This is a genomic window from Ralstonia sp. VS2407, assembly GCF_052950655.1.
The window spans coordinates 154,757-177,570 of the sequence record NZ_JBRFVG010000010.1 but is presented as its reverse complement, the minus strand read 5'-3'; the positions used below and the strand labels follow the sequence as shown (position 1 = coordinate 177,570).

24 protein-coding genes are annotated in these 22,814 nt (G+C 64.1%); 19 read left to right on the top strand and 5 right to left on the bottom strand.

Annotation, left to right across the window (positions count from 1 at the left end):
• Positions 1-8: 8 nt before the first annotated feature.
• The 6 genes from ACU8YE_RS17515 to plsY all read left to right on the top strand — a co-directional run bounded on the left by ACU8YE_RS17515 (position 9) and on the right by plsY (position 4,439).
• Positions 9-659: a chalcone isomerase family protein gene (locus tag ACU8YE_RS17515; protein ID WP_260802078.1), complete on the top strand. Its 651-nt coding sequence runs from the start codon at positions 9-11 to the stop codon at positions 657-659.
• A 123-nt stretch (positions 660-782) separates the two neighbouring features.
• A complete protein-coding gene (locus ACU8YE_RS17510) occupies positions 783-1,760 on the top strand; it encodes a tripartite tricarboxylate transporter substrate binding protein BugE (RefSeq protein ID WP_446929257.1) in 978 nt (325 codons plus the stop codon).
• 62 nt (positions 1,761-1,822) lie between these two features.
• Positions 1,823-2,299: a methylated-DNA--[protein]-cysteine S-methyltransferase gene (locus ACU8YE_RS17505; RefSeq protein ID WP_260802079.1), complete on the top strand. Its 477-nt coding sequence runs from the start codon at positions 1,823-1,825 to the stop codon at positions 2,297-2,299.
• The gene (xerD, locus tag ACU8YE_RS17500; protein WP_232040873.1) at positions 2,296-3,231 is read left to right on the top strand and encodes a site-specific tyrosine recombinase XerD; all 936 of its coding nucleotides are present in this window, start codon (positions 2,296-2,298) and stop codon (positions 3,229-3,231) included. Before ACU8YE_RS17505 ends, xerD begins: the two co-directional genes overlap by 4 nt.
• Positions 3,232-3,253: 22 nt before the next feature.
• On the top strand, positions 3,254-3,745 hold the full coding sequence (gene ybaK / locus ACU8YE_RS17495; RefSeq protein WP_446929256.1) for a Cys-tRNA(Pro) deacylase: 492 nt from the start codon (positions 3,254-3,256) through the stop codon (positions 3,743-3,745).
• Between the two features lie 70 nt (positions 3,746-3,815).
• The gene (gene plsY, locus ACU8YE_RS17490; protein ID WP_232040875.1) at positions 3,816-4,439 is read left to right on the top strand and encodes a glycerol-3-phosphate 1-O-acyltransferase PlsY; all 624 of its coding nucleotides are present in this window, start codon (positions 3,816-3,818) and stop codon (positions 4,437-4,439) included.
• On the opposite strand, the gene ACU8YE_RS17485 is transcribed toward plsY, so the two are convergent.
• Entirely contained in the window at positions 4,436-5,452 is a 1,017-nt protein-coding gene (locus tag ACU8YE_RS17485) for a GlxA family transcriptional regulator (protein ID WP_446929255.1), read from the bottom strand. The two genes, plsY and ACU8YE_RS17485, sit on opposite strands and share 4 nt — an antisense overlap.
• Positions 5,453-5,611: 159 nt before the next feature.
• Between ACU8YE_RS17485 and ACU8YE_RS17480 the strand changes: the two genes are divergently transcribed.
• Positions 5,612-7,999, top strand: a complete 2,388-nt coding sequence (locus ACU8YE_RS17480) for an acylase (RefSeq protein ID WP_446929254.1) — start codon at positions 5,612-5,614, stop codon at positions 7,997-7,999.
• 66 nt (positions 8,000-8,065) lie between these two features.
• Here the strand turns inward: ACU8YE_RS17480 and ACU8YE_RS17475 are convergent, their stop codons facing one another.
• Positions 8,066-8,551 (bottom strand): YajQ family cyclic di-GMP-binding protein, encoded by a 486-nt coding sequence (locus ACU8YE_RS17475; RefSeq protein WP_009241389.1) that lies wholly within the window; start codon positions 8,549-8,551, stop codon positions 8,066-8,068.
• A 106-nt stretch (positions 8,552-8,657) separates the two neighbouring features.
• On the opposite strand from ACU8YE_RS17475, the gene murB reads away from it, so the two are divergent.
• From murB to argG, 3 genes are all read left to right on the top strand, one after another.
• Complete coding sequence (murB, locus tag ACU8YE_RS17470) at positions 8,658-9,686, top strand: UDP-N-acetylmuramate dehydrogenase (RefSeq protein WP_446929253.1); 1,029 nt, start codon at positions 8,658-8,660, stop codon at positions 9,684-9,686.
• A gap of 149 nt (positions 9,687-9,835) precedes the next feature.
• Positions 9,836-10,153, top strand: coding sequence for a pyrimidine/purine nucleoside phosphorylase (gene ppnP / locus ACU8YE_RS17465; protein WP_232040879.1), 318 nt, complete (start codon positions 9,836-9,838; stop codon positions 10,151-10,153).
• Positions 10,154-10,195: 42 nt separating this feature from the next.
• On the top strand, positions 10,196-11,533 hold the full coding sequence (argG, locus tag ACU8YE_RS17460) for an argininosuccinate synthase (protein WP_232040880.1): 1,338 nt from the start codon (positions 10,196-10,198) through the stop codon (positions 11,531-11,533).
• Positions 11,534-11,610: 77 nt separating this feature from the next.
• Here argG and argF read toward each other — a convergent pair whose 3' ends face one another.
• Complete coding sequence (gene argF, locus ACU8YE_RS17455) at positions 11,611-12,537, bottom strand: ornithine carbamoyltransferase (RefSeq protein ID WP_024974875.1); 927 nt, start codon at positions 12,535-12,537, stop codon at positions 11,611-11,613.
• Between the two features lie 369 nt (positions 12,538-12,906).
• Here argF and ACU8YE_RS17450 point away from each other — a divergent pair, with 369 nt between their 5' ends.
• A complete protein-coding gene (locus tag ACU8YE_RS17450; protein ID WP_232040882.1) occupies positions 12,907-13,230 on the top strand; it encodes a DUF3579 domain-containing protein in 324 nt (107 codons plus the stop codon).
• A gap of 143 nt (positions 13,231-13,373) precedes the next feature.
• Here the strand turns inward: ACU8YE_RS17450 and rpsT are convergent, their stop codons facing one another.
• Positions 13,374-13,640 (bottom strand): 30S ribosomal protein S20, encoded by a 267-nt coding sequence (gene rpsT, locus ACU8YE_RS17445; RefSeq protein WP_004631753.1) that lies wholly within the window; start codon positions 13,638-13,640, stop codon positions 13,374-13,376.
• A gap of 315 nt (positions 13,641-13,955) precedes the next feature.
• Here rpsT and murJ point away from each other — a divergent pair, with 315 nt between their 5' ends.
• The gene (gene murJ, locus ACU8YE_RS17440) at positions 13,956-15,509 is read left to right on the top strand and encodes a murein biosynthesis integral membrane protein MurJ (protein WP_316870116.1); all 1,554 of its coding nucleotides are present in this window, start codon (positions 13,956-13,958) and stop codon (positions 15,507-15,509) included.
• Positions 15,509-16,354: a SirB1 family protein gene (locus tag ACU8YE_RS17435; protein ID WP_232040884.1), complete on the top strand. Its 846-nt coding sequence runs from the start codon at positions 15,509-15,511 to the stop codon at positions 16,352-16,354. The genes murJ and ACU8YE_RS17435 overlap by 1 nt, the downstream gene beginning before the upstream one ends.
• Before the next feature lie 3 nt (positions 16,355-16,357).
• Here ACU8YE_RS17435 and ACU8YE_RS17430 read toward each other — a convergent pair whose 3' ends face one another.
• Entirely contained in the window at positions 16,358-17,017 is a 660-nt protein-coding gene (locus ACU8YE_RS17430) for a VTT domain-containing protein (protein WP_232040885.1), read from the bottom strand.
• A gap of 114 nt (positions 17,018-17,131) precedes the next feature.
• Between ACU8YE_RS17430 and mutL the strand changes: the two genes are divergently transcribed.
• The 6 genes from mutL to ACU8YE_RS17400 all read left to right on the top strand — a co-directional run bounded on the left by mutL (position 17,132) and on the right by ACU8YE_RS17400 (position 22,701).
• A complete protein-coding gene (gene mutL, locus ACU8YE_RS17425; protein ID WP_316870117.1) occupies positions 17,132-19,039 on the top strand; it encodes a DNA mismatch repair endonuclease MutL in 1,908 nt (635 codons plus the stop codon).
• 6 nt (positions 19,040-19,045) lie between these two features.
• Positions 19,046-20,023, top strand: a complete 978-nt coding sequence (miaA, locus tag ACU8YE_RS17420; RefSeq protein ID WP_446929252.1) for a tRNA (adenosine(37)-N6)-dimethylallyltransferase MiaA — start codon at positions 19,046-19,048, stop codon at positions 20,021-20,023.
• A complete protein-coding gene (locus ACU8YE_RS17415; RefSeq protein ID WP_092972581.1) occupies positions 20,020-20,547 on the top strand; it encodes a GNAT family N-acetyltransferase in 528 nt (175 codons plus the stop codon). Before miaA ends, ACU8YE_RS17415 begins: the two co-directional genes overlap by 4 nt.
• An 80-nt stretch (positions 20,548-20,627) precedes the next feature.
• Positions 20,628-21,368, top strand: a complete 741-nt coding sequence (locus ACU8YE_RS17410) for a 2OG-Fe(II) oxygenase (protein WP_446929251.1) — start codon at positions 20,628-20,630, stop codon at positions 21,366-21,368.
• Positions 21,369-21,378: 10 nt separating this feature from the next.
• Positions 21,379-22,035 carry a DNA oxidative demethylase AlkB gene (gene alkB, locus ACU8YE_RS17405; RefSeq protein WP_446929250.1) on the top strand — a complete coding sequence of 219 codons (657 nt, stop codon included), beginning with the start codon at positions 21,379-21,381 and terminating at the stop codon, positions 22,033-22,035.
• Positions 22,036-22,050: 15 nt separating this feature from the next.
• Positions 22,051-22,701: a DNA-3-methyladenine glycosylase family protein gene (locus tag ACU8YE_RS17400; protein ID WP_446929249.1), complete on the top strand. Its 651-nt coding sequence runs from the start codon at positions 22,051-22,053 to the stop codon at positions 22,699-22,701.
• The last annotated feature ends 113 nt before the right edge of the window (positions 22,702-22,814 follow it).

Below are 22,814 nucleotides of genomic sequence, written 5' to 3'. Positions count from 1 at the left end.
CCATTTCGATGTTTTCCGCTCTTGTTCATCTCCGTTGCGCACTGCAGGCTGCTGTGCGTGCCCGCTCATCCAGGATGGCACGCGCGTGGCGCGGCGGCGTCATGGGCGCGATGCTCTGCGCCGCGTGCGCGAGCCCGGCATGGGCAACGGTGAACGTCGAAGGTGTGCCGTTCGACGACGCCGCACGTGTGGCCGGCCGCGAACTGCTGCTCAACGGCACGGGCCTGCGTTCAGTGTTTGTCATCAAGGGCTATGTCGCAGGCTTGTACCTGCCCGAGCGCGCGAAGAACGCGGCGGTCATCCTCGGCATGAAGGGGCCGAAGCGCCTGCAGATCCACCCGCTGCGTGATGTGGGCGCCGATACGTTCATCCGCGCGCTGAACGACGGCATCCACCGCAACCAAACAGAAATTCAAATGCTGAGGCTGGCCGACCGTCTGACGCAGTTGGAAGACGCAATGCGCCAGATCGGCTCCACCAAGCGCGGCGACACCATCAACTTCGACTACGCGCCCGATGCCGGCACCACCATCAGCATCAACGGCGTGACACGCACCAAGGCCATCCCCGGCGAAGATTTCTACCAGGCCGTGCTCAGCATCTTCATCGGCAACAGCCCGGTCGACCGCGATCTGAAAAGCGGGCTGCTCGGAACCTGACAATCTGACGATTGGCTTTTCAGGGTTTCCCCGGTTGCGGCGTCGTTGGCGTTTGCAGTTGTGCTATTCAGCAGTTTCCCCACAAGAACGCAGAACGCACACCAAGCCACAAGGAGGATGACGATGACCAAGGGATCTCTGATCGCCAGCCTGATCGCAGCCGCTGGAACGCTGTTGTGCGGGCCGGCGCTGGCCGATAACTACCCAGCCAAGCCGCTCAAGCTGATCATTCCGTTTCCGCCGGGCGGCACCACGGACATCGTGGGGCGAGGTGTGGCCGATCAGCTTGCCAAAGTGCTGGGCCAGGCCGTGGTGGTGGAAAACAAGGGCGGCGGCGGCGGTTCGATCGGCGCCGATGCCATCGCCAAGGCCGTGCCGGATGGCTACACGATCGGCATCGCCACGGTCTCTACGCATGCCGTCAACCCGGCGTGCAACCCGAAGCTTTCGTACGACCCGCTCAAGGATTTCAAGCCGATCACCAACCTGGCTACCGTGGCCAACGTGATTGCGGTCAACCCGACCTTTCCGGCCAAGAACTACAAGGAATTTGTCGCGGCGCTGACGGCGAACCCCGGCAAATATTCGTTCGCGACATCAGGCACTTGCGGCATCGGCCACATGCTGGGCGAAGAGTTCAAGGTGCTGACCAAGACACAGATGGTCCATGTGCCGTATCGCGGTGCAGGGCCGGCATTGAACGACGTGCTGGCCAACCAGGTGCCGATCATGGTCGACAACCTGCCCTCGTCCATGCAGTTCATCAAAGGCGGCAAGCTGCGACCGATCGTGGTGGCTTGGAACAAGCGCATCGACAGCCTGCCGGACGTGCCTACGTTTGCCGAAGTCGGCCTGAAGGATGCGAACGACCCGGCGTGGTACGGACTCGTGGCGCCAGCCGGCACGCCGGACGACATCATCCGCAAGCTCAACGAAGCTTCGGTCAAGGCGCTGAAAGACCCGGGCCTGGTCGATCGATTCCGCGGTGCCGGTGCCGAGCCTGTCGGCAATATGCCGCAGCAATACACGGCCGAGATCAAACGCGAATTCGACAAGATGCGCACGTTGGTCAAGCAGCAGAACATCAAGCTGGATCAGTAACGCTGCCCGCCTTGGGGCCTGTGCTAGATTCGCAGGATTGTTTTTCAGCGCCGGCCCCTGCCATGCCATCCCCTTTTGACGCCGTTCTCGAAGCGCCCTTCGGCAAGCTGGGCGTGCGCGTGGGCAGCGGCGCCCTGCGTGAACTCGTTTACCTGCCCGACAGCACGCCCGTCGTCGATTCATCGGACGCATTGATTGCCAAGCTGGCCCGTCAGCTCGACGCGTACTACAGCGACCCACGCACGACGTTCGACATCCCGCTCGCACGCACCGGCACGGATTTCCAGCACCGCGTATGGCAAGCCATCAGCGCCATCCCGTGCGGCAGCGTCATCACCTACGGCACCATCGCGCAACAGATCGGCAGCGTGCCGCGCGCGGTCGGGCAGGCGTGCGGCGACAACTGGTTCCCGATCCTCATCCCCTGCCACCGCGTGGTGAGCGCGTCCGGCATCGGCGGGTTTTCGCACCACACGGATGGCTACCTGCTGAACGTCAAGCACTGGCTGCTACGCCACGAAGGCGTGATGCTGATATGAGAAAGGCTGCACAGAAAGACGCCGAAGCGCCGGCCCTGCCGCCGCAAAGCGCAGATGCCATCCAGCGCTTTTGCGACGCGCTCTGGCTGGAGGATGGCCTCGCCCGCAATACGCTCGATGCGTACCGTCGCGACCTCACGCTCTATGCGCACTGGCTTGCCGAGCGCAGCAAGTCCATCGCCGAAACCGAAGACGGTGACCTGGCCGATTACTTTGCCGCACGCCATGCCGAGAGCCGCGCATCGTCGGCCAACCGGCGCCGTACGGTGTTCAAGCGCTTCTTCCAGTGGGCACTGCGCGAGCACGTGGTGAGCACCGATCCGTCGCGCCTGTTGCCCACCGCCAAGCAGCCGCCGCGTTTTCCGAAGACGCTTTCCGAAACGCAAGTCGAGGCGCTGATCAACGCACCGGATGTCGACACGCCGCTCGGCCTGCGCGATCGCGCGATGATCGAACTGATGTATGCCAGCGGGCTGCGCGTGTCGGAAATCGTCGCGCTGAAAACGGTGGAAGTCGGCCTGAACGAGGGCGTGGTGCGCGTGGTTGGCGGCAAGGGCGGCAAGGATCGTCTGGTGCCGTTTGGCGCCGAAGCGGGCGACTGGCTGCGGCGTTATCTGCGCGATGGCCGCACCGCGCTGCTCGGCGAGCGCACGGCTGACGCGCTGTTCGTGACCGCACGCGGCGAAGGCATGACACGCCAGGCGTTCTGGTATCTCATCAAACGCTACGCGCTGCTCGCCGACATTCACGCACCGCTGTCGCCGCACACGTTGCGGCACGCGTTTGCCACGCACCTGCTCAACCACGGCGCAGACTTGCGCGTGGTGCAGATGCTGCTCGGCCACGCGGATATTTCCACCACGCAGATCTACACCCACGTCGCGCGCGAGCGGCTGCGCACGCTGCACGCCCAGCACCATCCGCGCGGATAGCGACCGTTCCTCCCTGCCCCGTATGAGCAAGTCCAAGCACGTTTCCGAGACGCCCGCTACGCAGTTCCTCAAGGCACATGGCGTCGCTTTCACCGAACACACCTACGACTATGTCGACAAGGGCGGCACCACCGAGTCTTCGCGCCAGCTTGGCGTGGATGAGCACGCCGTCGTCAAGACGCTGGTCATGGAAGACGAGCATGCCAAGCCGCTGATTGTGCTGATGCACGGCGATTGCTCGGTCTCGACCAAGAACCTCGCGCGACGGACCGGCCGCAAGAGCGTGCAACCGTGCAAGCCCGAGGTGGCACAGCGGCATAGCGGCTACCTCGTCGGCGGCACGTCGCCGTTTGGTGTGCGCAAGGCAATGCCGGTGTATGTGGAGGCGAGCGTGCTGGAGCTGGAGCGCATCTATATCAACGGTGGGCGGCGCGGCTTTCTCGTGAGCCTCGTGCCCGGCGTGCTGACCACCGTGCTGAACGCGCAGCCCGTCAATTGTGCAAACCCCGATTGAAACGAACACGGTGGCTGGGGCACGCTTGCGGCCACGCTACAATCGCGCAGCCTGATTTCTCACATTTCATATGTCACCAGTCGTCGCAACCGTCCTTTTTGCCGTGGCCGCCTACCTGATCGGCTCGATTTCGTTTGCCGTGGTGGTCAGCCGCGCGATGGGTCTGGCGGACCCTCGCACCTACGGCTCGGGCAACCCCGGCGCCACCAACGTGCTGCGCTCGGGCAACAAGAAGGCGGCCATCCTCACGCTGCTCGGTGATGCGGCAAAGGGCTGGCTGGCGGTGTGGCTGGCGCTATTCCTGGCGCCACGCTTTGGCGTCGATGAGACCGGCATCGCGCTGGTGGTGATCGCCGTGTTCCTGGGCCACCTGTATCCGGTGTTCCACCGCTTTGCGGGCGGCAAGGGCGTGGCCACGGCGGCGGGCATCCTGCTGGCGCTGAACGTGTGGCTGGGGCTGGCCACGCTGGCGACGTGGCTCATCATCGCCGTGTTCTTCCGTTATTCGTCGTTGGCGGCGCTGGTGTCGGCGGTGTTTGCGCCGTTCTTCTACGTGCTGATGAACGGCTTCGACTGGATTGCCGGAGCGGTTGCGCTGATGGCGGTGCTGCTGATCGCGCGGCACCGCGCCAATATCGCCAAGCTGCTGGCCGGCAAGGAAAGCCGCATCGGCGAGAAGAAAAAAGCCGCCTAATTGCGCAGCTCGGCGCGCACCGAATGCGCGCGCCGATGTTCTCCCGGCGGCCGGCCCGTGTGCCGCCGGATCAACCGCCGGAAGGCGGACATGTCCTGATAGCCGCACTGCTCGGCAATCGTCGTCAGGCTCAGCGTGCTGACTTCCAGCAAGTGGCACGCGCGCTCCACGCGCAGCCGGTGCAGAAATTGCAGCGGCGACATCCCCACCGTTTTCGTGAAATGCCGAAGCAGCGTCCGCTCGCTGGTCGAGGCGACGGTGGCGAGTTTCCCCAGATCAAACGGTTCGTGCAGATGCTGTTGCAGGTAACGGCGCGCGCGCAGCACGACGCTGTCTCGGATGGCCGGTTTGCTGCGCAGCCAGATGCCGATGGCCTCGCCGCGTGAGGGGTGATCGAGCGCCGTATTGCCCAACGTGCGCGCAAGCCGCGCATCAGCCAGCCGCGCGACCACGCGGTGCATGAGCGCCACGCCATGCTCCATCGCCCGGGCGGTGATGACGTTGCCGCTGCTGACGATGGCCTGCGCCGGCGCGGCTTTCAGATGCGGAAAGTAGCCCTGCACCCAACCTGCGATGAGCCATGTCACCGTCAGCCGTTGGCCTGCGGGCAGCACGTCAGCCAGCATCGCCACACCTGTGAAGGGCGAGGCCACCAGCCGCCCCGCATCCAGATAACGGCGGATGGTGGCGCGCTCCACTTCGAGCAGGGCCAGACGCTGCTCCAGCGTGCCGATGTGGTCGAAATGCAGCGGGGGGACGATCAACGCATCACCGAGATGCGTGTCGTCTTCCGGTAGTGCGTCACAAGGGCACGCGAGCGTTTCTGCCGCGGCCTGCCAACGCGCCGGGTCCCGCGCGATGAGCCGCCAGCCGAACACCGGCGCCTTGGCGGCATTGGCCCGCTTGCCGCCTTGCATGGAAGCCAGCGCATTGGCCACGCCAAGCGTATCGGCGGCGGTCGCCAGCATGGAAAAAGCAACGTCCGGAAAAATCAGCAGGTCGATTTTTGGCATGCACGAGTATAGGCGGCAGGACCGTCTGCATGGCGATATTGACCCTAATTCTGGCGGGAATACCTCTTCCGAATCGGAATCGCCCGATTGACGATGCGACGGTGGCTGCGCACAGACGCAACCGCCCATAACAACACCGACATCAGGAGACAACGCACGATGCAGCGATTCATGCAGGGATTCGCACCGCGCGCCACGCTTGCCACGGCCGCGCTTGCGGCGCTGGCCGGCTGCGCCAGCACAGACAGCGGCTGGACCACGCCTTCGGACACCGGCCTTTCGGCCGAAATCAGCCGCACCCGCTTCGGCATTCCGCACGTCCGCGCCAACGACTACGCCAGCCTCGGCTTCGGCATGGCCTACGCCTATGCGCAGGACAACGTGTGCCTGCTCGCCGATCAGGTCGTCACCGTCAACGGCGAGCGCTCGAAGACGTTCGGGCCGGACGGCACGGTCGTGGTGTCCTTCAAGCCGGTGCCCAACACGCAAGCCGACGCCTTCTTCAAGAGTGCGTTTGACGAAGCCGGCCTGCGCGCTGGCTATGCGCAGATGTCGCCCGAAGCGCGCGAGCTGCTGCGCGGCTACATCGCGGGCTACAACCGTTATCTGAAAGACACGCCGGCCGCCAACCGCCCGGGAGCCTGCCGCAATGCCGACTGGGTGCGCCCCCTCACGATGGCCGACATGATGCTGATGGGCGAAGAAAAAGCCATCCAGGCCAGCGCGGGCGCCATGCTGGCGAGCATCGTCGCGGCGCAACCGCCGGGCGGCGCACCTGCGTCGGCCGTCATTGCACCGCATGCCGTCGACACCGCGGCACTTGACCGCGACCTGCAACTGCGCGACATGCCGATCGGCTCCAACGGCTGGGCCTTCGGCAAGGCCGCCACGGACAACGGCCGCGGTGTGCTGCTCGGCAACCCGCACTTTCCCTGGACGAGCACCAACCGCTTCTACCAGATCCACCTGACCGTGCCCGGCAAGCTGGATGTGATGGGCGCGTCGATTGCCGCGTTCCCCGTCGTCAGCATCGGCTTCAACAAAGACGTGGCATGGACGCACACCGTTTCCACCGGTCGCCGCTTCACGCTGTTCGAGCTGAAGCTCGCCGAGGGCGATCCGACCACCTACCTGATCGACGGCAAGCCGCACAAGATGACCACGCGCACGGTGGCCTTTGACGTGAAGCTGCCGGACGGCCGCATCGAACATCGCACCCACACTTTCTACAACACGGTGTACGGCCCCGTGCTGTCGATGCCTGCGGGCGGCATGCCATGGACCACGCAGAAGGCCTACACGCTGCGTGACGCTAATCGCAACAACACGCGCTCCATCGATACGTGGCTGCATATCGCGCAGGCCAAGGACGTGGCGGGCATCCGGCAGGCCATCAGCAATCTCGGCATTCCGTGGGTGAACACGATTGCCACCGACCGCAACGGCCGTGCGCTGTTTGCCGACGTGTCGACCACGCCGGATGTGTCGGCCGAAGCGCTCAAGCGTTGCGCGCCGTCTCCGCTGGCCGACAAGCTCTTCAAGGGCGTGGGATTGGTGCTGCTCGACGGCTCACGCAGCGCGTGCAACTGGCAGGTCGATCCGACATCGCCCGTGCCGGGCCTGGTGGCGCCCGCGCGCATGCCGGTGCTCGAGCGCGATGATTACATCGCCAACAGCAACGACAGCTCGTGGTTGAGCAACCCAGCGCAGAAACTGACGGGCTTCTCGCCGGTGATGGGTTCGACCGACGTGCCGCAACGCCTGCGCACCCGCATCGGCCTCATCGAGATCGAGCGTCGCCTGAACGGGACCGACGGCCTGCCCGGCAACCAGGTCAACCTGCCAAACTTGCAGGCGATGATCTTCCGCGACGCCAACCTCGCCGGCCACCTCGTGCGCAACGATCTGCTGGCCGCCTGCAAAGCCACGGCAAACCTCGACGCCGATGTGCGCGACGGCTGCGCTGCCCTTGCGCAATGGAACCTCACGGACAACGTCGACGCCCGCGCTGCGCACCTGTTCCGCGAGTTCTGGATGCGCGCCAAGGACATCCCGCATGTCTATGCGGTCGACTTCAACCCCGCTGATCCGATCCACACACCGCGCAACCTGCGCATGAGCGATGCAACCGTGCGCACGGCCGTGTTCAAAGCGCTGAAGGATGCCGTGAGCGCCGTCCGTACCGCCGGTTTTGCGCTGGACGCACCCCTGGGCACTGTCCAGGCAGCACATGCGCCAGGCGGCGACATCGCCCTGCACGGCGGTGAGGAGTACGAAGGTGTGCTCAACAAGCTGCAAAGCACGCCGATCGGGCCGAAGGGCTTGCAGGTGTATTACGGCACAAGCTACATCCAGACCGTCACGTTCGACGATCAGGGCCCGGTGGCCGATGCGCTTCTGACCTATGGTGAATCCAGCGATCCGGCTTCGCCGCATGCGTTCGACCAGATGCGCGAATTCTCTGCCAAGCGCTGGAACCGGCTGCCGTTCTCGGAAGCCGCCATTGCCGCCGATCCGGCATTGAAGGTGACCAAGCTGTCGCAGTGAAGTTTTGCCACCGCTAATGCAAACGCCCCGCTCGTGCGGGGCGTTTTGCTTGGGAGCGCGACGGGCTCAGTCGCGGAAGTTATTGAAATCCAGCGGCGTGTCGCTCACGTCCTTGCGCAGCATGGCAATCACGCTTTGCAGGTCATCCCGCTTGGCGCCGGTCACACGCACCGCGTCGCCCTGAATGCTCGCCTGCACCTTGATCTTGCTGTCCTTGATGGTCTTGACGATCTTCTTGGCGAGGTCACCCGAGACGCCCTTCTTGATCTTGACGACCTGCTTCATCTTGTCGCCGCCAATCTTCTGTTTGTCTTGATAGTCGAGGAAGCGCACGTCGACGTTGCGCTTGGCGAGCTTGTTCATCAGCACATCGTTCACCTGGCCGATCTTGAAATCGTCATCGGCAAACAAGGTCAGTTCCTGCTCCTTGTGCTCGACCCGGGAGTCCGAGCCCTTGAAGTCGAATCGCGTCGAAATCTCTTTGTTGGCCTGTTCCACGGCGTTCTTCACTTCCACCATGTTGGCTTCGCATACCACGTCAAACGACGGCATCGTGTTCTCCTTGCAGACTTGAATTCGGGTTGCTGCGGCGCCTCGCTGCGGGTGCCGCGTGCGCCCTGGCTTCTATAATCTTGGCTTTCCCAGCAGATTTGGCGCCATGGCGTTGCTCGACACGCATTATCCCCTAGGCCAGCACAACACGTTCCGTTTTGAGGCCACCGCCCGCTACGCCGCGCACGTGCGCACGCCGGAAGACATTCCCGCCGCGCTGGCCGACCCGCGCGTGCAGGGCCTGCCTGTGCTGGTGCTGGGCGGCGGCAGCAATGTCGTTCTCACGCGCGATTTCGAAGGTCTCGTGCTGCTGATGGAGATTCCCGGCATCGCCGCCGGCCAACGCACGGTCGACGGCCGCGAAGTCCACACCGTCACCGCAGGCGGCGGCGAATCGTGGCACGGCCTGGTTGCCCACACCGTCTCTCATGGCTTGCCTGGGCTGGAAAACCTCGCGCTGATTCCCGGTACGGTGGGTGCGGCGCCCATCCAGAACATCGGCGCATACGGCGTCGAGATCAAGGACCGCTTCCATTCCCTGCGCGCCTACGACCGCCACGCCGGCGAGTTCGTCACCCTGACCGCCGCCGATTGCGCCTTCGGTTATCGCGACAGCCTCTTCAAGCGCACCGGCGCCGATCGCTACATCATCACCGAGGTCACGTTCGCCCTGCCACTCGACTGGCAGCCCGATACGCACTACGCCGAACTTGCACGCGAGTTGGCCGTGCAGAACATCGCCAGCCCGACGGCGCAGGACATCTTCGATGCCGTGGTCACCATCCGCCGCCGCAAGCTGCCCGATCCGGCCGAGATCGGCAACGCGGGCAGCTTTTTCAAGAACCCCATCGTCGATGCCGCCACGCGCGATGCGCTGGCCACGCGCTTCCCGAACTTGGTCGGGTATGCGCAGCCGGACGGCACCTACAAGCTCGCCGCCGGCTGGCTGATCGATCAGTGCGGCTTCAAGGGCCGGCAGAGCGGCGCGGTGGGCGTGTATGGAAAGCAGGCGCTGGTGCTGGTGCACCGTGGCGGCGGTAGTGCGGTCCAGTTGATGACGTTGGCGCGTGAGATCCAGGACGCAGTGCATGCGCGCTTTGGCGTACGCCTCGAACCTGAACCAGTCGTGGTGTAAAGAGACTGGCGGGATGGGCGCGCTGGGCATATTGCGCCACATGCAGCGCGTCTGGATTCAGGCAGCCTCGGCCAGACGTACCCGCGGCCGACCCAATGGCCTAAAATGGTAGGTTTGACCCTACGACCACCCTTTTCGCGTTCCATTTCATGACCACCGAAACCTTTGACGGCGTCCGCCTGACCACCAAGGCCAATGTGTACTTTGACGGAAAGTGCGTCAGCCACAGCTTTACCCTGCCCGACGGCACCAAGAAGTCCGTGGGCGTGGTGCTGCCGGCCACGCTGACCTTCGGCACGGCCGCCGCCGAGATCATGGAATGCGTGGGCGGTTCGTGCGAATACAAGCTCGACGGCACCGATGAGTGGAAGACGTCCGCCGCCGGCGAAAGCTTTCAGGTTCCGGCCAACTCGAAGTTCGACATTCGCGTTACCGAGAGCTACCACTACATCTGCCATTACGCCTAAGCGCACCTGAGCGCCAGCAGCGATCATCAGAAGAGAAAGAGTATGGAAACCATCCTGCAACACGTTCCCGTCGGCCAGAAGGTCGGCATTGCCTTCTCGGGCGGTCTCGACACCAGCGCGGCGCTGCGCTGGATGAAGAACAAGGGCGCGCTGCCCTACGCCTATACCGCCAACCTGGGCCAGCCCGACGAGGAAGACTACGATGCCATCCCGCGCAAGGCCATGGAGTACGGTGCAGAGAAGGCCCGCCTGATCGAGTGCCGCCCGCAACTGGCCAATGAAGGGATTGCCGCCATCCAGGCCGGCGCCTTCCACATCAGCACCGGCGGCATCACGTACTTCAACACCACGCCGCTGGGCCGCGCCGTGACCGGCACCATGCTGGTCGCCGCGATGAAGGAAGACGACGTCAACATCTGGGGCGACGGCTCGACCTTCAAGGGCAACGACATCGAGCGCTTCTACCGCTACGGCCTGCTGACCAACCCGGCCCTGAGGATTTACAAGCCGTGGCTGGACCAGGCCTTCATCGATGAGCTGGGCGGCCGCGCCGAAATGTCGGCCTTCATGACGAAGGAAGGTTTCGGCTACAAGATGAGCGCCGAGAAGGCCTATTCGACGGACAGCAACATGCTGGGCGCCACGCACGAGGCCAAGGATCTGGAGCACCTGAACAGCGGCATCCGCATCGTCAACCCGATCATGGGCGTGGCGTTCTGGAAGCCCGAAGTCGAGGTCAAGGCGGAAGAAGTGTCGGTCACATTCGACGAAGGCCGCCCGGTCGCCGTCAACGGCCGCGAGATTGCCGACCCGGTGGAGATGTTCCTGGAACTGAATCGCATCGGCGGCCGCCACGGCTTGGGCATGAGCGACCAGATCGAAAACCGCATCATCGAAGCCAAGAGCCGCGGCATCTACGAAGCTCCGGGCATGGCGCTGCTGCACATCGCCTACGAACGCCTGGTGACCGGCATCCACAACGAAGACACCATCGAGCAATACCGCATCAACGGCCTGCGCCTGGGCCGTCTGCTGTACCAGGGCCGCTGGTTCGATCCGCAAGCGATCATGCTGCGCGAAACCGCCCAGCGCTGGGTAGCCCGCGCCGTGACGGGCACCGTGACGCTGGAGCTGCGCCGCGGCAACGACTACTCGATCCTGAACACCGAATCTCCGAACCTGACCTACGCACCTGAGCGCCTGTCGATGGAGAAGGTCGAAGACGCACCGTTCAGCCCCGCCGACCGCATCGGCCAACTGACCATGCGCAACCTGGACCTGATGGACACGCGCGACAAGCTGTCGATCTACTCGAAGGCTGGCCTGCTGTCGCTGGGTACCGCCAATGCACTGCCCCAACTCGACGGCGGCAAGAAGTAACTACCTGCCGCGTCAAAGCAAAAAGGCCGCTCCGACGTCAATCGGAGCGGCCTTTTTCTATGGCGTCAGACTCGGGCTCAGTAGCGCCCGCAGAGCAGGTATTCCATCAGCGCCTTCTGCACGTGCAGGCGGTTTTCCGCCTCGTCCCACACAACGCTCTGCTTGCCGTCGATGACGGCTGCCTCGACCTCCTCGCCGCGGTGCGCGGGCAGGCAGTGCATGAACAGCGCATCGGGTTGCGCACGCTGCATCATCGCCTCGGTCACCATCCAGTCGCCGAAGGCCTTCTTGCGCGCTTCGTTCTCGGCCTCGTAGCCCATGCTGGTCCACACGTCGGTGGTCACCAGATGCGCGCCATCGCAGGCTTCGAGCGGGCTTTCGAACACATGCACAAACGGCAAAGCAGAATCGGCCACCATGGCCGGATCAAGCTGATAGCCCTTTGGTGCAGAAAAATGGAAGCGGAAGCCGAGAATCTCAGCCGCCTGGATCCACGTGTAGGCCATATTGTTGGCATCGCCCACCCACGTGACGGTCTTGCCCTTGATGGGGCCCCGCTGCTCGATGAAGGTGAAAATGTCGGCCAGCACCTGGCACGGGTGATATTCGTTGGTCAGCCCGTTGATGACCGGTACGCGAGAATGCGCGGCAAACCGTTCGATGATCTCCTGCCCGAAGGTGCGGATCATGATGATGTCGGTCATGCGGGAGATGACCTGCGCCGCGTCTTCGATTGGCTCACCGCGCCCCAGTTGGGAATCGCGCGTGTTCAGGAAGACCGCGTGGCCGCCGAGCTGGTGAATGCCGGCTTCGAACGACAGGCGCGTACGCGTGGAATTCTTCTCGAAGATCATGGCCAGCGTGCGGTCGTGCAGCGGGTGCCACGTCTCGTAGTTCTTGAACTTGGCCTTGAGGATCGCGGAACGGTCCAGCAGGTATTCGTACTCTTCCAGCGAAAAGTCCTTGAACTGCAGGTAGTGCTTGATCGAGCTTGGTGGGTTCATAAAACAACGAAGGCGGCCTGCAGATGACGCTCCGGGAACATCCCGTGACACGTCGCCCTAGCCGCCTTGCCTGTTGAAGATTCAGTCCATCATACGGGATCGCCACCCATTTGGCGAGTTTCGCGCCTGCGCGGGCGGCTACCATAAAGGCCCGGGTGAAAGGCCGATGAAAGTCTTATATAAGATATAATACTGGCTGCCTCGGATGCCCCAACCGTCCGCAAACCGGCACAACGAGCCGGCCCGTCCGGTTCATGAATCGGCAACCAGGCAGGCGCATCATCCGCACCACAAGTGCACCCCCGCTCGAACGTTGCGGCACCCGCACGGTCGAAGTCGTTTGCAAATTTCCACAGCCCCACGCAGTCCATGGCAGCCAACCCTCGCCAATTCTTTATCCAGGGCGTCACCCGCGACGGAAAGACCTTCCGCCCGAGCGACTGGGCCGATCGGCTGTGCGGTGTGATGGCGCAGTTCCGCCCCGCCGGTGATAGCGGAGACCCCCGCTTCACCTACTCCCCCTATGTGCGCCCGGTCATGTCGGGTGGCATCCGCAGCGTGTTCGTCGACGAGCGCCTGCGCGACATCGAACCCAAGGCACTGGATTTCGTGCTGAACTTCGCGCACGACAACAATCTGCAGCTCGTGGAAGCCTGCATCCTGCCGGAAGGCGGCACACCCGCGAAAGCCTGATCCCGTAAAGAACGGCACCCCACTCAGCGCCTCGCACATTGGGCGCACAGAATGCAAAAAGCCCGTCCGAAGACGGGCTTTTTTATCGTCGGGGCGCGACGTTGCGTGTCGCGCCATGCCGGCTAGGCCGGCATCACCCGAACTTAGGCAGCCATTGCCTTGATGGCAGCGGACAGACGCGACTTGGCGCGCGCAGCCTTGTTCTTGTGGACGATCTTCTTGTCAGCGATGCTATCGATCGTGCTTTGGGCCGTCTTGAATGCAGCAGCGGCAGCAGTCTTGTCGCCAGCGGCCACAGCCTTGCGGACGCCCTTGATTGCGGTACGCAGACGCGAGCGCAGAGCCGAGTTGTGAGCGTTCTGAACGACGGCTTGGCGTGCGCGCTTGCGTGCTTGTGCGGTGTTTGCCATGGAAAAATCCCTGAAGAAACGGTAGCAAGCGCCCCGGGAGACACGGAAGGCCGAAGCGCGCAAATTGGTGAAAGACGGCAATTATACGCAGACTTCCGCGCCCAACGCAAACCCTGTTGTGAAATCGCCCGGATAACGGCAGTTTGCGGCTTTTGCGGCACTTTTGGGCGCATGACAAGCCGGTCCCTATAATACGGCCGCAATTGTGCCCTCCGGTCACGTCAGTCACGCCGGGCGCGAACCCCGCATGGCGCCGTCGGTCAGACCGCCATCGTCGTGTTTGCCTCCCAGACGGCGCCCAACCAAGCATTCATCTTGAATCTCCTCAAAACACTCGCCACGATCAGCGGCCTGACGATGCTCTCGCGCATCACGGGGCTCATTCGCGAGACGCTGATCGCCCGTGCCTTTGGTGCTTCGGTGTACACCGATGCCTTCAACGTCGCCTTCCGCATCCCGAACCTGCTACGCCGGCTTTCGGCCGAGGGCGCGTTCTCGCAAGCGTTCGTGCCGATCCTGGGCGAATTCAAGAATCGCCAAGGGGAAACCGAAACACGCGCATTGGTCGACTCGGTGGCCACGGTGATGACGTGGTTCCTGGTGGTCATCTCGGCGCTGGGCGTGATCGGCGCGCCGTTGATCGTCACCGCTGTGGCAACGGGTTTCAAGGCGCACGAGAACCAAGCCTATATCTCGGCGATCTTCATGACGCGCGTGATGTTTCCGTACATCGGGCTCGTGTCGTTGGTGGCGCTGGCATCAGGCATTCTCAATACGTGGCGACAGTTTGCGGTGCCCGCTTTCACTCCGGTGCTCCTGAACCTGTCGTTCATCGTGGCAGCGGTGTTTGTGGCGCCGTACCTCGAAACCCCGATCTACGCACAGGCCTATGCGGTGATGGTGGGCGGCATCCTGCAGCTGGCCATTCAGGTCCCGTCATTGCGACGCGTGGGCATGCTGCCACGCGTGTCATTCAATGTGCGACAAGCGTGGCACCACCCGGGCGTGCGGCGCGTGCTTAAGCAGATGCTGCCGGCCACGCTGTCGGTGTCGGTCGCGCAGATCAGCCTGATCATCAACACCAACATTGCATCGCGCCTACCGACGGGCAGCGTGTCGTGGCTGAACTACGCCGACCGGCTGATGGAATTCCCGACCGCACTGCTGGGTGTGGCACTCGGGACGATCCTGCTGCCAAGCCTGTCCAAAGCAAGTGCGGACAACAACCGTGAAGAGTATTCGTCTCTGCTCGACTGGGGCCTGCGGCTGACCGTGCTGCTGGCGGTGCCTTCGGCAGTGGGGCTGTTCGTGTTTGGCGCGCCGCTGACGGCCACGCTGTTCCACTACGGCAAGTTCACCGGCATGGACGTCGAGATGACGCGCCAGGCGCTGACGTCGTACGGCGTGGGGCTGATCGGGCTGATCGTCATCAAGATCCTGGCGCCGGGCTTCTACGCGCGGCAGGACATCCGCACACCGGTGAAGATTGCGCTGGTGGTGCTGGTGGCGACGCAGTTGTCCAACTATGTGTTCGTACCGATGTTCGGACACGCGGGGCTGGCGCTGTCGATCAGCTTTGGCGCGACCATCAATGCGGCGCTGCTGTTCTTCGGCCTGCGCCGTCGCGGCTATTACCACCCGCTGCCGGGCTGGGGTCTATTCATCGCGCAGGTGATGTCGGCCGTACTGCTGCTGGCGGGCGTGCTGCTGTGGCTTGCACACAATTTTGATTGGGTGGGACTGGGCGCCAAGCCGCTCGTGCGCATCGCGCTGCTGGGGGCAAGCTTGGTCCTGTGCGCGGTGGTCTATTTCGGTACACTGTGGCTCACCGGATTGAAGTTTTCCACGTTCCGAAAAAAGGCCATCTGATGACCACTAAAGTCCTCGATTATTTTTCGGCCCTGGTCGCGGACGACGACAGCATCCCACTCACAGAAACCGCCCTGTCAATTGCGCAGGACGCGTATCCGGATCTGGACCTGCAGGCAGAGCTGGCCGCCATCGACGTGCTCGTCGCGCGGATCAAAAACCGCATCGCCGACGGCACGCCGGCCATCCAGCGCCTACGCCTGCTCAACCAGTTTTTCTATCGCGAGCTGGGCTTCGGGCCCAATGCAAACGATTACTACGATCCCGAGAACTCCTATCTGAATACCGTGCTGCAAAGCCGGCGCGGCATTCCGATCTCGTTGGCGGTGCTGCTGATGGAGATCGGCCAGCAGATTGGCCTGCCCCTCAAGGGCGTGTCTTTTCCGAACCACTTCCTGGTGCGCATGAGCATTCCGGCAGGCGAGGTCGTGCTAGATCCGCTGACGGGCCAGACGTTGTCGAAAGAAGAATTGCAGGACATGCTCGACCCGTACCTGGAGAAGGAAGGCATCGAAGACCCGAACACGGTGCCGCTCGGGGTGTTCCTGCAGGTGGCCACGCACCGCGAGATCATCGCGCGCATGCTGCGCAATCTGAAGGCGATCTATCTGCAGGAATCGCGCTGGCAGCGCCTGCTGGCGGTGCAGCAGCGCTTGGTGATTCTGCTGCCCGATTCGATCGAGGAAGTGCGCGACCGAGGGTTGGCCTACGCCAATCTTGAGTGCTTCCGGCCCGCGCTGGAAGACCTGGAAGCCTACGTGGACGCGCGGCCAGATGCAGCCGACACGGCCAAGCTCAAGGAGCGCATGCCAACGCTGCGCGCCATGAGCAAGCACTTGAATTGACGTCTACTTCGGGGCCACAGCGCCCCGACGGCGCCTGAGAAGCTTCCATAGCCCGCCCAGTGCCAGCGGCACAATCGCAGCACCCAGGCCGATAAGCACGATCGTGTTCAGGTGCTCGCGGATGATGGGCACGTTGCCGAACAGGTCGCCGGTCAGCACCAACAAGCCGACCCACAGCACGGCGCCGATCATGTTGAACAGCTGGAATTTGGCGAACGTCATCTTCGACACGCCGGCGACGAACGGCGCGAACGTACGCACCACCGGAATGAAACGTGCCATTACCAGCATTTTGCCGCCATGGCGCTCGTAGAAGGCGTGTGTCCTAAGCAGCGCTTGGTGATCCAGGAAGCGGATGTGGCCGTCGAATACCTTGGGCCCGATCCACGAACCGACGAAGTAGTTGACGGTGTTGCCCGTTACCGCGGCAGTGACCAGCAGCACGATGAGCAGCCAAGCGTCCATCTGGCCCGTGGCGCACATTGCGCCGGCAATGAAGAGCAGCGTGTCGCCCGGCAGGAATGGCAGCACCACCAAGCCGGTCTCGGCAAAGACGATGGCGAACAGCAGCACGTAGACCCACGCGCCGTACTGCTGAATGAGCAGTCCCAACGATTTGTCGACATGCAGAACGATGTCGAGCAGTTGCATCACGATATCCAAACCAACCCCCGATTGAGCAGCGGGGAATGATACCGGATGTCAATTAATTTTCCCCTTGCGCTTGCCGGGCTTGCGTCGGTGCGCCGCACAGGGCGTGACATTTATAATGCCGCGATGACTTCCGCCTCGACTTCCCGCCGCCCCATCCGCCCGCTTCCCGACCAGCTGATCAGCCAGATCGCGGCCGGCGAGGTGGTCGAACGGCCGGCGTCCGTGGTCAAGGAGTTGCTGGAAAACGCGCTGGATGCCGGCGCCACGCAGCTGCAGATCAAGCTGGAGGAAGGTGGCGTGCGGCGCATTGCCATCACCGACAACGGCGGCGGCATTCCGGCGGGCGAACTGCCCGTCGCGCTGATGCGGCATGCGACCAGCAAGATCGGCTCGCTGGAAGAGCTGGAATCGGTATCAACGCTGGGGTTCCGGGGGGAGGCGCTGGCCTCGATTGCCTCGGTAGCGGAACTGACGCTCACGTCGCGCACAGCGAACGACGCTCACGCCACGCAAATCATTGCGCAAACCGGGCGGGCGCAGCCCGCCTCGGGCGGCATCGGCACCACCGTCGATGTGCAGCATCTGTACTTCAATACGCCGGCACGCCGCAAATTCCTGAAGACGGAGCAGACCGAGCTGGGCCACTGCATGGAGGTGATCCGCCGCACCGCGCTCGCGCGGCCGGATGTGGCCATCTCCGTGCATCACAACGGCAAGCCGCTGGAGCATTGGAACGCCACGCAGGCCGACGCGCGCACCGCCGCCGTGCTCGGCACCGAATTCGCCCGTGCGCGATTGCCCTTCGACGAGGAAGCCGGCGAGCTGCGCCTCTTCGGCTTTGCCGGCCTGCCGACCGCGTCGCGCGGCCGGGCCGATCATCAGTTCTTCTACGTCAACGGACGCTTCGTGCGCGACCGCCTGCTCACGCACGCCGTGCGCAGCGCTTACGAAGATGTGCTCCACGGCGACCGCTTCCCCGCCTACGTGCTGTGCCTGGAGTTGCCGCCCGAAGCGGTGGACGTGAACGTGCATCCGTCCAAGATCGAGGTGCGCTTTCGCGACAGCCGCGCGGTGCACCAGTTTGTCTATCACGCGGTGCAACGCGCCTTGTCCCGCCACGCCGGCGAACAAGGCGACAGCCTGCGCACCGACATCGCCGAGGCGCCCGAGGTTGCGGGGGTCATGACGGCACCTTCGCCGGCTGACAACACCACGCGCTGGATCAACCAGATGGCTGCGCGGCAGACGTCGCTCGGCATTGCGCAGCCGCGTGCGGAATATCTGTCGATGATGCGCGGCGACAGCACGCCGATGCCATCGAGCCGCCCCGCCTGGATGACCGATGTGCCAAGCGCCGCGACGTTGTTCGACGGCGGCACCGCGACTGCGCAAGCACCTGCTGACGTTGCAGAGCCGGCCGCTGCGCAGCACGCCGATGACGACGATGCGCACCCGCTCGGCTTTGCCGTGGCCCAGTTGCACGGCATTTACGTGCTGGCACAGAACACGCGCGGCATGGTGCTCGTCGACATGCATGCCGCGCACGAGCGCATCCTCTACGAACAGCTCAAGGCCGCACTGGAAACCAAGCGCGTCGAAGTGCAGCCGCTGCTGATTCCGGTCACGTTTGCCGCAAGCCCGGTGGAGATCGGCACCGCAGAGGAATTTCGCGACACGCTCACGCTGCTCGGCTTCGATATCTCTGCCGTGTCGCCCACCACGCTGGCTGTGCGATCGGTGCCGACGCTGCTGCAGAAGGCCGACGCGCAAGCGCTCGCCCGCGACGTGCTGCGCGATCTGCACGCCTACGGCGGCTCGCGCGTGCTGGCTGAACGCCAGAATGAGCTGCTCGCCACGCTGGCGTGCCACTCCGCCGTGCGCGCCAACCGCCGCCTGAACCTGGACGAGATGAACGCGCTGCTGCGCCAGATGGAAGCCACCGAACGCGCCGACCAGTGCAACCACGGTCGCCCGACATGGATCCAGCTCACCGTGGCTGACCTGGATCGACTCTTCCTGCGCGGCCAGTAAATTCCGATGACTGCGTCTGCTGCAAGCGCCCCGCGCGCCATTTGCCTGCTCGGGCCGACAGCGTCCGGCAAAACCGCCGCCGCATTGAAGCTGGCAGAACGCTGGCCGGTCGAGATCATCAGTATGGATTCGGCGCTGGTGTATCGCGGCATGGACATCGGCACCGCCAAGCCCAGCGCCGAAGAACAGGCCATCGCGCCGCATCACCTGATCGACATCATCGATCCGCTTGATGCGTATTCCGCCGCGCAGTTTGCCAATGATGCGAACGCGCTGATCGATGCCATCCGCGCGCGCGGCAAGCTGCCGCTGATCGTCGGCGGCACGATGCTGTATTACAAGGCGCTCACGCAAGGCCTCTCCGATTTGCCCGGCGCCGACCCTGCCACCCGCGCAGAGATCGATGCCGAAGCCGCCCGCGATGGCTGGCCAGCGCTGCACGCCAAACTGGCGCAGGTCGATCCGGTGACGGCCGCGCGATTGCACGCGACCGATGCGCAGCGCATCCAGCGCGCGCTGGAGCTGTATCGACTGACGGGCCAGCCGATGTCCGCCCTGCTCGCACGCGGGGTCGGCGCGAATGCGTTCCAGCAGCACGATGCAGCCGCGCCGTATCTGACGATCGCGCTGGAGCCCTCCGACCGCCTCGTGCTGCATGCGCGGATTGCGCAGCGCTTTGATGCGATGCTCACCGGCGGCCTGCTCGACGAAGTAGAGCGCTTGCGCCGCCGCGGCGATCTTTCGCCCACACTGCCGTCCATCCGCTGCGTCGGGTATCGCCAGGCCTGGGCTTACCTCGAGGGCGAAATCGACATGGCCGCCCTGCGCGAACAAGGCATCGCCGCCACGCGCCAGCTCTGCAAGCGCCAGATCACTTGGCTGCGCAGCACGCCCGAGCGCCACGTGGTCGATTGCCTCGCACCCGATTACGTCGACCAGGTCGCGCGCCTGGTCCAAACCTCACTGGAATCGCAATCACAATGACCGCCACCACAGCGACTAGCTTCACGCTGCGCCCCGCCACCCCCGATGACTGCGCCTCGCTCGTTCGCCTGATCTCTGCGCTGGCCGAGTACGAAAAGCTCACGCACCTCGTGCAGACCACGCCTGACGCGCTGGCGACGATGCTGTTCGGACCGCGCCCGTATTGCGAGGCGGTGCTGGCGGAAGTCGATGGCCGGGCCGTGGGCTTTGCGCTGTTCTTCCACAACTTCTCGACCTTCCTGTGCAAGCCGGGCCTGTATCTGGAAGACCTGTTCGTGGAGCCCGAATACCGCGGCCTGGGCATCGGCAAAGCACTCCTGATCCACCTCGCGCGTCTGGCGCAAGAGCGGGACTGCGGCCGCTTCGAGTGGAGCGTGCTCGACTGGAATGCGCCGTCCATCGCCTTCTACGAAGCCATGGGCGCGGATGTGCTGCCCGAGTGGCGCATCTGCCGCGCCACCGGCGACGCGCTGACCAAGCTGGCCGCCACGACCATGCCCGCCAGCCTGGCCGCACAGGCCTGAATTTGACCGCAAGCTCCGGAGTGCCGCGCGCACTCCCGTGAGCGTAGGCTTGGCATATCGAATCTCCGAGCGGAGCGCATATGCCGCCTTCCACTGCCGCCGCGCATGTCAGCGCGGGGGACCATCCCAATTTTGATGACATCGACTGGCATGCCGTTGAGGACGCCCTCAATGAGGTCGGCAGCGCCGTGTTGCCCAGCCTGCTCACGCATGACGCGTGCGACGCGCTGGCCGCACTGTACCCGCAGGATCACCTGTACCGCTCGCGCGTGGTGATGGAACGCCATGGCTTCGGGCGCGGCGAATACCAATACTTCGCCTATCCGTTGCCGGAACTGATCGCGCAGTTGCGCGCGTCGCTCTACCCGCCGCTGGCGAACATCGCCAACCGCTGGAACCAAGCCATGGACATCGACGTTCGCTATCCGGCCAAGCACGCCGATTTCCTGCGCCGCTGCCACGAAGCCGGCCAGTTGCGCCCCACGCCACTGATCCTGCGATACGGCCCCGGCGATTACAACTGTCTGCATCAGGACCTCTATGGCGAGCACGTCTTCCCGCTGCAGGTGGCCATCCTGCTGTCCGAACCGGGCCTGGATTTCACCGGCGGCGAGTTCGTCATGACGGAGCAGCGCCCTCGGATGCAATCGCGGCCGGAGGTGGTGCCACTGCGCAAAGGCGATGGCGTGGTCTTTGCGGTGCACCATCGCCCCGTACAAGGCACGCGCGGCACGTATCGCGTGAACATGCGCCACGGAGTGAGCCGCTTACGTTCAGGCCAGCGGCATACTGTGGGCATCATCTTCCACGACGCACTGTAGCCAGCTCATCATGACGACCGGCGATCTGTTTGCCGACCACGCACCCGCTGACGACGCGCGCATCGCGCTCGGCGAGGCGGCGTTTGTGCTGCGTGGCTTAGCGCTGGCAGAAGCACCGGCCCTGCTGGCGGCGGTGGACGCCATCGAGCAGCGGGCAGCGTTTCGTCACATGGTCACGCCGGGCGGCTTCGAGATGTCGGTCGCGCTCACCAACAGCGGCACGCTGGGCTGGACCTCAGACCGCCGCGGCTACCGCTATGCCACGCACGACCCGCTTACGGGAGCCGCGTGGCCGCCACTGCCCGATGTGTTCCTGCGCCTGGCGCGTAACGCCGCCGCTGAAGCCGGCTTCCCCGGCTTCACGCCAGACGCCTGCCTCATCAACCGCTATGTGCCTGGTGCCCGCATGTCGCTCCATCAGGACAAGGACGAACAGGATTACGGCGCGCCCATCGTCTCCGTGTCGCTTGGCATGCCGGCTGTCTTCCTGTTTGGCGGACATCGCCGCGCAGACAAGGCGCAGCGCATTCCCCTTTTTCACGGCGATGTCGTCGTCTGGGGTGGCCCGGACCGCCTGCGCTATCACGGCGTTGCGCCCCTCAAAGACCATCCGCATCCGCTGCTGGGCAGCCAGCGTATCAACCTCACGTTCCGCAAGGCCGGCTGACCGGCAAACCAGCGCATGACCATTGCCGCAGACCTGTCCGAAAACGCCTACCGGCAAGCCGAAACATTTCTGGCGACGCTGGACGAAGACTGGGCTCGCCATATCGCTGCGATCGGACCGTGCCGCCACGCCGCCAAGCCTGCGCGCGAACCTTATGAAGCGCTGATCCGCGCGATCGCCTACCAGCAGCTGCACGCCAAGGCCGGTGACGCCATCCTCGGACGTTTCCTCGCGCTGTATCCGGCCGCCGCTTTTCCCGCACCGCAGCAGGTGCTCGCGACAGACGAGGCAGCGCTGCGCACCTGCGGTTTCTCCGGGACCAAACTGGCGACCATTCGCGGCATTGCACAAGCCGCGCTCGATGGCGTCGTCCCCACGCGCGAACAGGCGTTGTCCATGCCGGACGAAGCGCTCATCGACCGGCTGGTAACACTGCGCGGAGTTGGCCGCTGGACGGTCGAAATGCTGCTGATCTACACGCTGGAGCGCTCGGACATCCTGCCCGCAGATGATTTCGGCGTACGCGACGGTTATCGCCGCCTGAAGCGGCTCGACACCACGCCCACACGCAAGCAGATGGAAACACTCGGGCTTGCGTGGAGCCCTTATCGCACCGTCGCGGCCTGGTATCTATGGCGGGTGCCCGTCAATGTTTCAGGCGCGTGAATTCGGCAAGTCTTGCGCTAGATCACGCCCCAACGACATATCGCTTGCGCGACATATGTCACGCCGGGATCATGCGAAAACCTTGAATTCCCGTGCGACGTTCGCTTTACTGG